This window comes from Gordonia jinghuaiqii (assembly GCF_014041935.1).
In the GTDB taxonomy this organism is placed as follows: Bacteria; Actinomycetota; Actinomycetes; order Mycobacteriales; family Mycobacteriaceae; genus Gordonia; species Gordonia jinghuaiqii.
On record NZ_CP059491.1, the window covers coordinates 1,296,331 to 1,309,480 of the forward strand.

Annotated in this window: 13 protein-coding genes; 10 read left to right on the top strand and 3 right to left on the bottom strand. The window is 68.5% G+C overall.

Translation table 11 applies throughout. The features are described 5' to 3' along the window. Nucleotides 1-75: 75 nt before the first annotated feature. Nucleotides 76-627 carry a nuclear transport factor 2 family protein gene (locus H1R19_RS05715; protein WP_219850821.1) on the bottom strand — a complete coding sequence of 184 codons (552 nt, stop codon included), beginning with the start codon at nucleotides 625-627 and terminating at the stop codon, nucleotides 76-78. Next, nucleotides 624-1,490, bottom strand: a complete 867-nt coding sequence (locus tag H1R19_RS05720; protein WP_244970886.1) for a MaoC/PaaZ C-terminal domain-containing protein — start codon at nucleotides 1,488-1,490, stop codon at nucleotides 624-626. Before H1R19_RS05720 ends, H1R19_RS05715 begins: the two co-directional genes overlap by 4 nt. A 110-nt stretch (nucleotides 1,491-1,600) precedes the next feature. Here H1R19_RS05720 and H1R19_RS05725 point away from each other — a divergent pair, with 110 nt between their 5' ends. Next, on the top strand, nucleotides 1,601-2,464 hold the full coding sequence (locus tag H1R19_RS05725; RefSeq protein WP_219850823.1) for a mycofactocin-coupled SDR family oxidoreductase: 864 nt from the start codon (nucleotides 1,601-1,603) through the stop codon (nucleotides 2,462-2,464). Nucleotides 2,465-2,541: 77 nt separating this feature from the next. Here H1R19_RS05725 and H1R19_RS05730 read toward each other — a convergent pair whose 3' ends face one another. Continuing rightward, nucleotides 2,542-3,174, bottom strand: coding sequence for a nuclear transport factor 2 family protein (locus H1R19_RS05730; protein ID WP_219850824.1), 633 nt, complete (start codon nucleotides 3,172-3,174; stop codon nucleotides 2,542-2,544). A gap of 126 nt (nucleotides 3,175-3,300) precedes the next feature. On the opposite strand from H1R19_RS05730, the gene H1R19_RS05735 reads away from it, so the two are divergent. The 9 genes from H1R19_RS05735 to H1R19_RS05775 all read left to right on the top strand — a co-directional run bounded on the left by H1R19_RS05735 (nucleotide 3,301) and on the right by H1R19_RS05775 (nucleotide 13,149). Continuing rightward, the gene (locus tag H1R19_RS05735; RefSeq protein WP_219850825.1) at nucleotides 3,301-3,693 is read left to right on the top strand and encodes a Zn-ribbon domain-containing OB-fold protein; all 393 of its coding nucleotides are present in this window, start codon (nucleotides 3,301-3,303) and stop codon (nucleotides 3,691-3,693) included. Beyond that, complete coding sequence (locus tag H1R19_RS05740) at nucleotides 3,690-4,898, top strand: thiolase family protein (RefSeq protein WP_219850826.1); 1,209 nt, start codon at nucleotides 3,690-3,692, stop codon at nucleotides 4,896-4,898. Before H1R19_RS05735 ends, H1R19_RS05740 begins: the two co-directional genes overlap by 4 nt. 30 nt (nucleotides 4,899-4,928) lie before the next feature. After that, nucleotides 4,929-6,071 carry a CaiB/BaiF CoA transferase family protein gene (locus H1R19_RS05745; RefSeq protein WP_219850827.1) on the top strand — a complete coding sequence of 381 codons (1,143 nt, stop codon included), beginning with the start codon at nucleotides 4,929-4,931 and terminating at the stop codon, nucleotides 6,069-6,071. After that, the gene (locus H1R19_RS05750) at nucleotides 6,068-7,270 is read left to right on the top strand and encodes an acyl-CoA dehydrogenase family protein (RefSeq protein ID WP_244970887.1); all 1,203 of its coding nucleotides are present in this window, start codon (nucleotides 6,068-6,070) and stop codon (nucleotides 7,268-7,270) included. The genes H1R19_RS05745 and H1R19_RS05750 overlap by 4 nt, the downstream gene beginning before the upstream one ends. 17 nt (nucleotides 7,271-7,287) lie before the next feature. Then, nucleotides 7,288-8,286, top strand: a complete 999-nt coding sequence (locus H1R19_RS05755) for an acyl-CoA dehydrogenase family protein (protein ID WP_219850828.1) — start codon at nucleotides 7,288-7,290, stop codon at nucleotides 8,284-8,286. A gap of 63 nt (nucleotides 8,287-8,349) precedes the next feature. After that, nucleotides 8,350-9,567, top strand: coding sequence for an acetyl-CoA C-acetyltransferase (locus H1R19_RS05760; protein WP_219850829.1), 1,218 nt, complete (start codon nucleotides 8,350-8,352; stop codon nucleotides 9,565-9,567). Nucleotides 9,568-9,616: 49 nt separating this feature from the next. After that, nucleotides 9,617-10,420 (top strand): enoyl-CoA hydratase/isomerase family protein, encoded by an 804-nt coding sequence (locus tag H1R19_RS05765; RefSeq protein WP_219850830.1) that lies wholly within the window; start codon nucleotides 9,617-9,619, stop codon nucleotides 10,418-10,420. Nucleotides 10,421-10,422: 2 nt separating this feature from the next. Further along, the gene (locus H1R19_RS05770; protein WP_219851532.1) at nucleotides 10,423-12,021 is read left to right on the top strand and encodes a class I adenylate-forming enzyme family protein; all 1,599 of its coding nucleotides are present in this window, start codon (nucleotides 10,423-10,425) and stop codon (nucleotides 12,019-12,021) included. Between the two features lie 3 nt (nucleotides 12,022-12,024). Next, complete coding sequence (locus H1R19_RS05775; RefSeq protein ID WP_219850831.1) at nucleotides 12,025-13,149, top strand: Rv3169 family protein; 1,125 nt, start codon at nucleotides 12,025-12,027, stop codon at nucleotides 13,147-13,149. Nucleotide 13,150: the final 1 nt, after the last annotated feature.

Sequence of the window (13,150 nt, forward strand, 5' to 3'; positions counted from 1 at the left end):
CCCACGGGCAGGACAGCAGTGAGGAGTCAGCCCCCGAGATCGATGATCTCGGGGGCTGACACTCGTCCGGGAGGGCTACGGAGTGGCCCGCGATGGGGGACCGAGATGTGGGAGTTCCCCGGGCGCGAGGTGGCGGAGCACCCGGTGGCGCTCGCCGGCGTAGATGTGTTCGCCTTCGATGAGACCCTCGTCGTCGATCGGCCACAGCACGGTGGTGCGGTGGCCGACCAGGTAGAACTCGTCGGCCGAGATGGTCTCGCCCGCTTCGGTTTCGGCTACGCCGAGCTCACTGCCACGGATCGCGTAGTGGAAGTCGCCCTCGGTGACGACGCATGCCTCGTCGACGACGACCCGGTGGATGACGTAGTCGAGCCGGTTGCGATCGGCGGCCTGCAACCGGTGGTACCAGTCGACGACCTCGTCGTATCCGGTCGGACCGACGCTGTCGGATGCGCCCCACACGACATACTCGGGGTCGGCGACGAGTGTGGCCATCAGCGCGGGCATGTTGCCGGCGACCTCCTCGACCACATGTCGCGCCACCACCTCGAGGTTGCGCCGCCGGATCGGATCGGCTTCGGCGTCGATCCGATCCAGCAGCAGTTGCCATCCCGGGGTGCTCATCATCGCTTCACGGTAGCGCTGCCCCCGGTGAGGACCTCGTTGTCGTCGCGCCCGCGGACGGCGAAACCGACCGTCGAGTCCTCGTGCTGCCACACGTCGACATCCAGGGTGTCGCCGGGCCAGACCGGTCCGGCGAAGCGGGCCGACATCGACGACAGTGTCGCGTCCTTGCCGACGACCTCGAGCACCGCGCGTCCGGCGAAGCCGAAGGTGCACAGCCCGTGCAGGATCGGCTGGGACATCCCGGCGCGGGCGGCGAAGGCCGGATCGGAGTGCAGCGGGTTGTAGTCGCCGGACAGTCGATAGATCAGGGCCTGGTCCGGCCGGGTCTGGTAGCTGATCGTCTTGACCGGCTCGGTGTTGCGCTGCGCCGGTGCGTCCGTGCCGGCGGGTCCGCGATCGCCGCCCCAGCCGCCGACGCCGCGGATGAACAGTCCGGCGGAGCTGCGCCACAGGGGCCTTCCGTCGGTGGAGGTGCCCGTGGTCTGCGCGACGATCAGCGCAGCCTTGCCCTTGTCCCACATCTCGGTGATCTCGGTGACGGCCTCGGCCTCGCCGTCGACGGGGATGTCACCCAGGATGTCCACGCGCTGTTCGGCGTGGAGCAGTTTGGCCCAGTCGAACCGGCCGGCCGATTTCAGCACACTGAAATCGACGCCGAGGGTGACCGGCATGGTCGGCACCATCCGCTGCTCGACGCCCTTGGTGTTGTTGGTGGTGAAGGCCAGGTCGTCGGTGCCGGCGCCGACGCCGAGTGCGTAGAGCATGCAGTCTCGCGAGGTCCACGAGACCTTCTTGGGTGCCGACCGGGCGCCGATGGCAGCGGGGTCGAAGGGGCTGAGTTCTCGACTCGAGGTTTCGGACACGGTGATTCCCTCTCGCATACGCGTTCTCGCGTAGAAAGTCGCGGTCTAAATACTCTAGTAGTATAGCATCGGGGGTGTTGACAAAGCCGTCACTGTGACCAGGGAGCGCGATGACCATCGATCCGCAAATACCGCAAGTACCAGCTGCGCCGGTCCCTTCCGGACCGGTCGCCCGGCGACACGTGGGCAAGGTCGTCCTGATCACCGGCGCGGCCCGGGGCATCGGGCGTGCCCAGGCGGTGCGCTTCGCCGCCGAGGGCGCCGACATCATCGCCATGGACATCTGCCGTGACCTGCCGACGACGGGATATCCGGGGTCGACTCCGGAGGACCTCGCCGAGACAGCCTGGCTGGTGGAGGCCCAGGGCCGGCGCGCGGTCGCGATCGAGGTCGACGTCACCGACTTCGACGCGCTGGCGGCGGCGGTGAACCGCGGGGTCGGTGAACTCGGCCGCCTCGACGTGGTGAGCGCCAATGCGGGCATGACCACCGCGGCCCCCGCCTGGGAGATCGACGTGGCGACATGGCGAGCCACAATCGACAACAATCTCAACGGCGCGTTCTACACCGCGAAGGCAACCATCCCGACGATGCTCGAGCAGGGGACCGGCGGGGCGATCGTCTTCACCAGTTCGGTCGCCGGGCTGACCGCCCTGCCGATGATCGCCGACTACGTGGCGGCCAAGCACGGGGTCACCGGCCTGGCCAAGGCGCTGGCGAACGAGCTCGGCGCCAGGCGCATCCGGGTCAACTCGGTGCATCCGTACGGCGTCAACACCGCACTCAACCCGCCGGACCTGAGGGAGGCGATGCTCACGCGGCCCGACCTCGATCCGCTGCTCTACCCCACGCTTCCGGACGGACGTAGCGAGCCCGAGGACATCGCCGCCGCGGTGGTGTGGATCTGCTCCGACGAAGCGCGTCACATCACCGGGATTCAGCTGCCCGTGGATCTCGGCCGCACCAACCGCTGACACCAGGCAATCCCGGACGATCCCGACCCACGCGTGGCGTGGGTCGGGATCGTCTGTCCTTCAACGCTGCCGGGCGATCAACCGATGTCCTCGGCGAAGTTGTCGAAGGACAACCGGTAGCTGAGGTCGCCGGCGTCGCGCGCCCCCGGGATGTCGTAGGCGGCACGACCGCCGGTGAGAAGCATCGACGACGGTCGGCACTGGTTCCACTCCACCGTGATCTGCCGGCGCCAGATACGCCAGATGCCGTCGCGCCGGGTCAGCTTGTCGAGGTAGCGGCCGCCGGTCAGGTACTCGTGCTCGCCGTCGAGGTCGCCGGTGGCCCGGGACTTCTCGGCATACTCCTCGCCGAAGAACGTGCTGACCGAGTCCCAGCCCCCCGGCACTCGGTGGTAGCCGAACAGCAGCGACTCGGAGTATGCACGGTCGCCGTCGATCGACACCAACTCGTTTGTCACATAGTGGATTCCGTAGGTGGTCTGGGCTTTCAGGCGGGGCACCATGAAGGCGGCGAACTCGTGGGCGTTGCCGTCGAAGGAGCCGTGCGCGTCGGTGGCGTCCTCGTGGTAGACCGATTTCAGGAGCTCGACGTCGCAACGGTCGATCGCGCGAGCATAGCGGTGCAGGACCTCGATGATCTGCTGACGGTCGTAGACCAGTTGTGCGGTGGCCTCCGGTGTCGATGGCTGAGGCTGGGGTTCGAACAGCATGTGATGCCTTTCCCGGGGTGTCGCGGCGGCGGCGTGGCCGACGCGGATATTGTCGCGTGATAAATACTCTAGTACTCTAGTAATAACCGACGGTCCGTATGGCCGACAAACGTGAGCGAGGCTTCGATGACCCAGACCATCCCGGCGGTCGACTACCTGGTGGTAGGCGACGATCCGCACCTTGTGTCGCAGGAGTGCGCGGACTGCGGCGCGCTGTACTTCGATCGGCGTAACGCCTGCGCGAAGTGCTTCGGAACCACCTTCGGCACACGCCGGCTCGCCTCCGAGGGTGTGGTACGCGGCTTCACGATCGTTCAGCGCGGCTCGAAGTCGGGTCCCTACACCTCGGTGGTCGTCGAGCTCACCGGGGGCGGCGTCGTGAAGTCCAACCTGATCGGGATCACCGATCCGGCCCTCATCCAGCCGGAGATGAAGGTGTCGCTGGTGACCTTCGAGGTGGGCGTCGACGACGACGGGACCAAGGCTGTGGCATTCGGATTCGAACCGATCGGAGCATGAACATGACTGACGACATCTGGATCATCGGGACCTCGATGACCAAGTTCGGCCGTTTCGCCGACCTCGACCTCCTCGACCTGGCCTCGCGCGCATCGCTCGACGCGATCGCCGACTCCGGGCAGTCCATGGCCGACATGGGGATGCTCGCCCTCGGCAACGTCTACGAGGCCAACTCCCACAACGGGCAACGCCTGCAGAAGCAGATCGGCCAGACCGGCATCCCCGTGTACAACGTCGTGAACGCCTGCGCGACCGGGGCCACCGCGGTGCGTGTCGCGATGATGGGGATCAAGGCCGGCGAATGTGACATGGCCCTTGCCGTCGGTGTGGAGAAGATGGGCAAGATGGGCATGCTCGGCAGTGCCGCGCGCAAGTCCGGGGAGAAGAAGGTCTTCACTCCCAAGGGTCGCTATGGCTCGGTGGTCAAGACCGAGGGGCTCCTCGGTACCGGGCTCATGCCCGGCGTGTTCGCCCAGGCCGGAACGGAATACGCGCTCGCGCACGGTGTGACCGCCGAACAGTTCGCGAAGGTCGCGGTGAAGAACCACCTGCACTCGACGCTGAATCCGCTGGCCCAGTACCGCAAGGAGTTCTCCCTCGAGGAGGTCCTCGGGGCGGAGGTGATCAGCTACCCCAACACCCTGCCCATGTGTTGTCCCACCGGAGACGGTGCGGCCGCGGTCGTGCTGGTGTCCGGGGCCAAGCTCAAGACCCTCGACCCCGACGTGCGCAAGCGCGCGGTCAAGGTCTCCGCGTCGGTGATGACCTCCGATCCGTGGGCGGAGGGCGGCCAGGTCCAGCCCGACGTCAACACCCTCACGCGCCTGGCGGTCGATCAGGCCTATGAGGCGGCCGGCATCGGCCCGGAGGACCTCGATCTCGTCGAACTCCACGACTGTTTCGCCACCGCCGAGCTCATCCACTACGACAACCTGCGGTTGTGTGAGCCGGGAGGCGCCGGTGACTTCATCGACTCGGGTGCCCCGATGCGCGACGGCAAGACCCCGGTGAACGTCTCCGGCGGACTCCTGTCGAAGGGCCACCCGATCGGCGCGACCGGCATCGCCAACCTCTACGAGGTCGCCACCCACCTCCGTGGCGAGGCCGGCGACCGCCAGATCGAGGGTGCCAAGGTCGGTCTCACCCACGTGATCGGGCTCGCGTCGGCCTGTGCGGTTCACGTGCTCGAGAAGCCCGCGGTCTGAGATCAAGCGAAAACCCAAGAGGGAGTAGTGATGTCAGGACCGCTTGACGGTGTGCGCGTGCTGGAGATCGCCAGCGCGGCACCCGCGCCATTCGCCTGCATGATGATGTCGGACCTCGGAGCCGACGTCGTCACCGTGGATCGGGCGACCAAACCCGGTCGCACCCCGCGCCGGCCGAGGGACCCGCTGGTCCGTGGTCGCCGCTCGGTGACCGCCGACCTCAAGTCGCCGGAGGGGATCGCCCTGGTGCGCCGGCTCGCAGCCTCCGCCGACGTGCTCGTCGAAGGATTCCGTCCCGGCGTCATGGAGCGCCTCGGCCTGGGCCCGGCCGACCTCGAGTCGATCAATCCGGGGCTGGTGTACGCGCGCATGACCGGTTACGGCCAGGACGGGCCGTTCGCGTCGCTGGCGGGACACGACATCAACTACATCGCGGTCGCCGGCGCGCTCGACCCCATCGGTCGCGCCGGTGAACGCCCGCTCGCGCCGCTCAACCTCGTCGGCGACTTCGGCGGCGGCGGCATGCTGCTCGCCGTGGGAATCCTGGCGGCGCTGCACGAACGGTCCACCTCCGGTCGGGGGCAGGTCGTCGACGCCGCCATGGTCGACGGTGCGGCGCTGCTCACCGCCTTCGTCCACGGCGTGAACGCCGACGGGAACTGGTCGCACGAGCGGGGTACCAACCTGCTCGACGGAGGTGCCCCGTTCTACGACACCTACCCGACCGCCGACGGCGGTCACATGGCCGTCGGTGCGCTGGAACGCCGCTTCTACGCCGAACTGCTCGTCGGGCTCGGCCTGTCCGGCGAGGACCTCCCCGCGCAGCTCGATCGCGAGGGCTGGCCGACGCTGCGGGCTCGTTTCGGCGAGATCTTCGCCTCCCGCACGCGGGCCGAGTGGACCGCGGTGTTCGCCGGACTTGATGCGTGTGTGTCCCCGGTGCTCTCGCCCTGGGAGGTCGCACAGGCCGAACATGTCACGGCGCGAGACGCATTCGTCCAGATCGACGGGATCGACCAGCCGGCACCGGCACCGCGCTTCTCCCGGACCCCCGCCGCGGTCCCGACCGGTCCCCGGCTGCCGGGTGAGGACACCGACGCGGTGCTGGCCGAGTGGGCGCCGCGGGCGGCGGCCGGCGGAATGGTGAGTGAGGGAGAGGTGGCCGCCCCATGACCGGTGCAGCAATGACCGAAACACAGACGACCACTGCCGCGGTCGATCTCGCCGTTCCCGACACCGTGGAGCAGGCGCGCGCAGACTTCCGCCGGTGGATGGCCGACCACCGCGTCGATCTCGAGCAGTTCCGGGAGACAGGCGGCGAGGTCACCGAGATCTTCGGACGGCTTCGTCAGTTGCAGCGAATGTTGTTCGACTCCGGGTGGATCCGCCTGGGATGGCCGCCGGAGATGGGTGGTCTCGGCGGAGCACCGATGCTGCGCAGCATCATCAGCGAGGAGCTCGCCGCGGCGGGGTACCCGCCGCCGTTCTCCTTCGCGACGCAGGAGGTGCTCGGGCCCGCAGTTGCCGAATTCGCCCGGCCAGAACTCGCCGCGCATGTGCTGCCCCGGCTGCTCAGCGGTCAGGAGACCTGGTGTCAGGGCTTCTCCGAGCCCGGTGCCGGGAGTGACCTGGCCTCTTTGCGACTCAAAGCCGTTGCCGTCGAAGGCGGTTGGCGGGTCTCCGGCGAGAAGATCTGGACCAGCTGGGCACAGCTGGCCGACCGCTGTGTCCTCCTGGCCCGGACCGGTGACCTCGACTCGGGACATCGCGGCATCTCGGCCTTCCTGCTCGACATGGACACCCCCGGCATCACGGTGAGCCTGTTGCGCAGCATGAACGGGGACGACGAGTTCTGCTCGTTGTTCTTCGACAACGTGTTCATCCCCGAGGACCGACTGCTCGGCAAGCCCGACGGTGGGTGGGCGGTCACGATGCATGTCCTCGCCGGTGAGCGGGGTGCGGCCGCATGGCAACGCCAGATCTGGTTGCGGTCGCGACTCGACGAGCTGGCCGCGGCGGGCGGCGTCGACGACACCGTCCTCGGTGAGAGTTTGGAGCTGCTCATGGCCCTGCGGGTGCTGTCACGTCGCACCGTGCGGGCACTGTCCGCCGGCGAGCCGGTCGGATCGACCACCTCACTGGACAAGCTCGCGATGTCCACGGCCGAGAAATTCCTCTTCGACGCCGCGATGTCGGGTGCGTCCGACGAGATCGTCCTGGGGGGTTCGTTCGACAGCGGTTCGGGCCCCGGAGGGGGCGACGGCGCCTGGCGCAACGACTACCTCTACAGCCGCGCGTCGTCGATCTACGGCGGCGCGGCCGAGATCCAACGAAACATCATCGCCGAACGCCTGCTCGGCCTACCCCGCTGAGAGCGAAGGGATTGCGAATGGATGCCGACGACGTCACCCAGGTGACCGAGAGCCTGCGCCGGGCTCTCCAGACAGATCCGGACAACGCACGGGACGCGGTCGGGGAGTTCGGTTGGACCGAACTCCTCGACGACGAACCCATGGTCGCGGTGAGGACACTGTTCCCGCTCTGGGGCGAGCTCCTCGCCCATGGGTCCATGCTCGACGAGGTGATGGCGCACGCGACCGGCATCGCCGATCTCGACCCGACCACCCGGGTGGCACTCCCCGCACTGGGCGGAAGTGATGTGCCCGGCACCCGCCGCGGCGATTCGGTGATCCTCGACGGACTCATCGCCCCCGGCTCCGGTCCGGTGCTGGTCGCGGCCACGTCGGAGAGCGGCGCGGTCGCCCTGGTCGTCGTGGCAGCACCACCGGCGCAAGCCGGCGACCCGCTGGACCCGACGATGGCCTTGCGGCGCATCCGCGGTGAGTTCACCGTGATCGCCGAACCGGTCGCCGACGCGCCGATCGCGTGGGCGTCGATGCTCGCGGCCGGACGGCGTGCGCTCGCACATGAACTCAACGGGGTCACCGGTGCGATGAAGGCGATGACGGTGGAGCACGTGCTCTCCCGCGAGCAGTTCGGCCAGGCACTCGGCTCGTTCCAGGCGGTCAAACACCAACTGGCCGACGTCCACCTGTGGCATCAGGTCGCCGAACTGTCGGCCGCCGCCGCGTGGGAAGACGGTGGTGTGCGGCAGGACGGTGTGCGGCAGGACGGTGTGCGGCAGGACGGGGGGGCGCAGAGCGCAGCACTGGCGAAGGTGTCGGCGAACCGCGCCTCCGCCACCGCCCGCCGCGTCTGCCAACAGCTGCTCGGTGGGATGGGGTTCACCTGGGAGCACGACTTCCACCGCTACCTGCGGCGCGCGCTCACCCTGGAGCCACTCCTGGGTGGCGTCGCCGACCTGCACGGCGAACTCGGGGCGGCGCTGCGCGACGGCCGGCTCGGACACCAACTGATCTCGCTCTGACCACACCCGGCCGCCCTGGGTCACAGCCCGGCGCATCCACCAACACATACTCGAGGAGACAACATGCGCGAAGCCTGGATCATCGATGGAGTCCGTACCCCGCGCGGTAAGGGCAAGCCCTCCGGGGCGCTGCACGGCGTGCATCCGCAGGAGCTCCTCGGTGGGCTTCTCACCGCGTTGAGCGAGCGCGGCCTCGACGCCGCCGACGTCGACGACGTCGTGATGGGCAACGGAGAACACGCCGGCGATCACGCCAACGACATCGCCCGTTCGGCCGCGCTCACCGCGGGCTGGCCGGTGACCGTGCCGGGCCTGACCATCAACCGTTTCTGCGGCGGCGCCCAGCAGGCGGTCATGACCGCCGCCACCGGAGTGCTCTCCGGATGGCAGGACCTGGTGGTCGCCGGTGGTGTGGAATCGATGTCGCGCCACAGCTACGGGCAGCCGCTCGACGCCAACAACCCGCGGCTCCGAGAGCGTTATCCGCTGGTGCCGCAGGGCATCTCGGCCGACCTCATCGCCACACTGGAAGGTTTCGACCGGGAGACGGTCGACGCCTTCGCGGTGCGCAGCCAGGAACTCGCCGCGCAGGCGATCAAGGAGGACCGCTTCGCCCGCAGCATCGTGCCGGTTCGCGACGCCGACGGCACCGTGCTCCTCGAGACCGACGAGCATGCCCGTCCCGGCACCACCGTGGAATCCCTGTCGGGCCTGCCCGCGTCCTTCGCGCGCTCGGGCAGCAAGCCCCGCGACGACCGCGGCCGCTCCTTCGACGACATGTGTCGCGAGACCTACCCGGAGGCGGCCGAGATCGCACATGTCCACCACGCCGGGAACTCCTCCGGCGTGGTCGACGGTGCCGCGGCGATCGTCGTCGCCTCGGATGAGTACGCCAGGGCGCACGGACTGACGCCGCGGGCACGGCTGGTCAGCGCGGCGGTGCGGGGCGCCGAACCGGTCATCATGCTGACCGCGCCGGGACCGGCCGCCGAACTGTGCCTGCGCAAGGCCGGGATGACCGTGGCCGACATCGACCTCTGGGAGATCAACGAGGCCTTCGCGGCCGTGCCGCTGAAGGTGATCAAGGACTTGGCGATCGACCCCGACCGGGTCAACGTCAACGGTGGAGCCATCGCGCTGGGGCACCCGATCGGTGCCACCGGTGCGATGCTCTTCCAGACCGTCATCGACGAGCTCGAGCGCCGCGACCTCTCGACCGGGCTGGTGACGATGTGCACCGGCGGCGGGATGGCGACCGCCACCATCGTGGAACGGATCTGACCACCTGCGCTGTTCGCGCGGACCGATCGCCCACCCTGCAAGGAGAGACATGACCGACGCGGTAGAGACGTATCAATCGGTGGAAGTGCACCGGAACGGCCACGTCGCCGAGTTGCGGCTGAACCGGCCCGACACCCTGAACGCCTTCGACGACACACTCGTCAACGAACTGCCGGCTGTGCTGATCGGCCTCGCCCGGGACACCGGGGTTCGCGCGGTGGTGTGGACCTCGACCGGCAGGCATTTCTCCGCCGGTGGCGACATGGAGACGATCCTGGCCGGGCACGCCGATCTCAATGTGCTGCTGCAAGGGGTCGACGACGGTCGCCGCCTGTTCCGGGCCTTCGCCGACTTCCCCAAGCCGCTCGTGACGGCGGTGCAGGGAAGCAGCTTCGGGGTGGCGACCAGTCTGATCTTCACCTCCGACGCGGTCGTGGTGTCCCCGGGCACCAAGCTGGCCGATCCGCACGTCCACATGGGGCTCGTCGCCGGCGACGGTGGTTGTGTCACCTGGCCGCTCAGCGCCGGTCTCGCCCGCGCCAAGCGCAAACTGCTGTGGGGAGAGGCGCTGACGGGACCCGAAGCGGTCGATCTGGGCCTGGCAACCGACCTCGTCGACTCCCCGGAAGATCTGCACGACAAAGCCTTCGAGCTCGCAACCCGGGTCGCGGCCATCCCGCCGATCGCCACGCAACTGACCAAGCGCGCCCTCAACCGGGTGCTGTCGGCCAACACCGACCAGGTCCTCGACACCGGCTTCTATCTCGAAGCCCTGTCCAATCGCAGCGCGGACGCGGTGGAGGCGGTCAACGCATTCAAGGAGAAAAGAGAAGGACGATGGACCGGAGCGTGAGCATGACCCGCGAGATCATCTGGGGCGAGGACGTCGTCGACGGGCACTACGCCGGACATCCCGGCCGCGTGTACGCCCAGACGCCGTCGTCGCTGGTGGAGGTGCTGAACTCGGCCGGCCGCTGGGAAGGCCGCGACTACCTGGTGCAGGGGGATCGTCGGATCTCGCACCCGCAGTTCCGCGATGCGGTGCCCGCGGCCGCCGCGCTGCTGGCCGCCGCCGGGGTGACCCCCGGTGACCGGGTGATGCTGCACTGCTACAACCGTCCCGAGTTCGCGCTGGCCACCTGGGCCACCTGGTGGCTGGGCGCGGTACCGGTGTATGCCAACCGGTGGTGGAGCGCCGGGGAGATCGCCCACGCGGTCGACGTCACCGCTCCCGCGCTGATCCTCGCCGACGCGCCCTCGAACATGCCGCCGGGGAGCGCTGTACGCGACCTCGCCGAGCTGGAGTCATGCTGGGAGGCAACGCGGTCCGTCGAGCCGGCGTCGGGAATCGACCTCGACAGCACCGCACTGATCCTGTTCACCTCGGGCAGTTCCGGCGCGCCCAAGGCGGTCCAGCTCTCGGTCCGCTCGGTGATCGCCAACCAGCACAACCTGCTGGCCCGGTCGCGACGGCTCCCGCAACACCTCGATGCCGATGCGCCACAGACGGTCACGCTGGTGTGCACGCCGCTGTTCCACATCGGCGGGGTGTCCAACATCCTCACCAACCTGATCATCGGCGGCCGGCTGGTGCTCACCGAGGGCAAATTCGACGCCGGGGAGATCCTCGACCTGATCGAGGCCGAGCGGGTGCAGAGCTGGGGCGGCGTGCCGACGATGGCGGTGCGACTGCTCGAACACCCGGAGTTCGCCGACCATGACCTGTCGAGCCTGCGGTCCTTCCCACTCGGCGGCGCGCCGCTGCCGGCCGCGCTGCTGGAACGCATGGTCGCCAAACTGCCGCAGCTCAAGAAGCGCGGACTGGCCAACACCTGGGGCATGACCGAGACCGGCGGATTCATGACCGTCGCAGGCAACGCGGACCTCGAGCAGCGCCCGGGTACCGTGGGCCGCCCATACCCGGTGGTGGAGATGCGGATCGACAACCCCGACGAGACCGGAAGCGGCGAGGTCCTCGTGCGCGCCCCCACGATCATGCTGGGCTACCTCGGCATCGACGACGGCACCGTCGACGCCGACGGATGGCTGCACACCGGTGACCTCGGCCACCTCGACGCCGACGGCTACCTCTTCCTGGACGGGCGCAGCAAGGACATCGTGATCCGCGGCGGCGAGAACATCGCGTGCGTGCATGTCGAGCAGGCGCTGCTGTCGCATCCGGCGGTGGTGGAGGCCGCGGTCTTCGGTATTCCTCACGACGACCTCGGCGAAGAACTCGCGGCGGCGATCACCCACCGCGCCGGCCGGCCGGTGACGTCGGAGGAACTCGTGGCGCACTGCCGGAAAACCCTGGCGTACTTCGAGGTTCCCTCGCAGTGGCAGATCGGCGAGGCCCCGCTGCCCACGCTGGCCGGCGAGAAGCTGAACAAGAAGGCCATCAGGGCGACGTTCATCGAGACGGCCGCATCCGAGCAACCGACGAAAGAGGCGTGAGTCATGTTCCTCAGCCCCGCAGACGAATACTTCACCCACCAGACCGCGCTCACCCACGCGATGGTCGCCACGAGCGACCCGTCGTGGCGCGAACGCTACTGGGTGAGTTTCCAGGACACCACGACCGGCGACACGGTTCTCACCCTCGGCCTCGGCCGGTATCCGAACCAAGACGTGATGGAAGCGTTCGCATGCTTCTCCTCCGGCGGCGTCCAGACCAACGTCCGGCTGTCGCGGACGTTGCTGCCGCAGAGCCATCAGATGACCGTCGGTGACTTCGCCTGCGAGATCGTCGAACCCATGCGCACCCTGCGATTCACCCTCGGCGACAACGACTCCGGACTCGCTTTCGACGTCACCTTCGAGGCGACGTTCGAGCCCATCCTGGAGGGACGCTTCTTCCAGATCAGCCGTGCGCGAACCACTTACGATGCGATCCGCTACGTCCAGCACGGACGCGCGCGCGGATGGATCCGTACCCCGTCGGGCGAATCGATCGAGGTGACACCGGAACGCTGGTGGTGCGAACGCGACCACTCGTGGGGTACCCGACCGCTCCCGCGCGCCGAGGGACAGCCGCCGGGTGAACGGCCCGAGTGGAAGATGCTGCTGTTCGCACCGCTGCAACTGCCCGACTTCGCGGTACACCTCTACCTGCAGGAGTCCGAACCGGGCCGTCCCGTCTACCTGTCGGCGGGTATCGCCGCCGGGCTCGACAGCGACGCCGAGGTCCCGGTGATCGTCGGCGTCGACCATGACCTCGAATGGGAGAAGGACGCGGCTGCACCGACTCTCGTCGGCGGCCGGGTCACCCTGATGCTGCACGGCGGCGAACGGATCGACCTCGAACTGTCCGCGCGTCCGGCCCGGGCGCACCTGCGTGGCGGTGGCTATGAGGGGTGGAACGGATGGAAACAGGGCAGTTGGCGCGGTGAACTGACCGCCGAGCACGACCAGTGGGATCTGCGTGACCGGTCGAATTTCTACCGGTACGCCAAAGCCGGTTCGGATCATCTGGTCGAGGTGCGGCACAACGACTCCGTCGGCTACGGGATCGTCGAGTACATGGTGCTGCCCGGGTACGGCCGCTACTCCGAGGCCCTGCCGCCCACGCGCCCCAAGGCCTGAG

What these genes read in the sequence shown, in the direction of transcription:
- H1R19_RS05715 (WP_219850821.1), bottom strand. Translation starts at nt 627, where the DNA reads ATGATGAGCACCCCGGGATGGCAACTGCTGCTGGATCGGATCGACGCC.
- H1R19_RS05725 (WP_219850823.1), top strand. Translation starts at nt 1,601, where the DNA reads ATGACCATCGATCCGCAAATACCGCAAGTACCAGCTGCGCCGGTCCCT.
- H1R19_RS05730 (WP_219850824.1), bottom strand. Translation starts at nt 3,174, where the DNA reads ATGCTGTTCGAACCCCAGCCTCAGCCATCGACACCGGAGGCCACCGCA.
- H1R19_RS05735 (WP_219850825.1), top strand. Translation starts at nt 3,301, where the DNA reads ATGACCCAGACCATCCCGGCGGTCGACTACCTGGTGGTAGGCGACGAT.
- H1R19_RS05740 (WP_219850826.1), top strand. Translation starts at nt 3,690, where the DNA reads ATGAACATGACTGACGACATCTGGATCATCGGGACCTCGATGACCAAG.
- H1R19_RS05745 (WP_219850827.1), top strand. Translation starts at nt 4,929, where the DNA reads ATGTCAGGACCGCTTGACGGTGTGCGCGTGCTGGAGATCGCCAGCGCG.
- H1R19_RS05750 (WP_244970887.1), top strand. Translation starts at nt 6,068, where the DNA reads ATGACCGGTGCAGCAATGACCGAAACACAGACGACCACTGCCGCGGTC.
- H1R19_RS05755 (WP_219850828.1), top strand. Translation starts at nt 7,288, where the DNA reads ATGGATGCCGACGACGTCACCCAGGTGACCGAGAGCCTGCGCCGGGCT.
- H1R19_RS05760 (WP_219850829.1), top strand. Translation starts at nt 8,350, where the DNA reads ATGCGCGAAGCCTGGATCATCGATGGAGTCCGTACCCCGCGCGGTAAG.
- H1R19_RS05765 (WP_219850830.1), top strand. Translation starts at nt 9,617, where the DNA reads ATGACCGACGCGGTAGAGACGTATCAATCGGTGGAAGTGCACCGGAAC.
- H1R19_RS05770 (WP_219851532.1), top strand. Translation starts at nt 10,423, where the DNA reads ATGACCCGCGAGATCATCTGGGGCGAGGACGTCGTCGACGGGCACTAC.
- H1R19_RS05775 (WP_219850831.1), top strand. Translation starts at nt 12,025, where the DNA reads ATGTTCCTCAGCCCCGCAGACGAATACTTCACCCACCAGACCGCGCTC.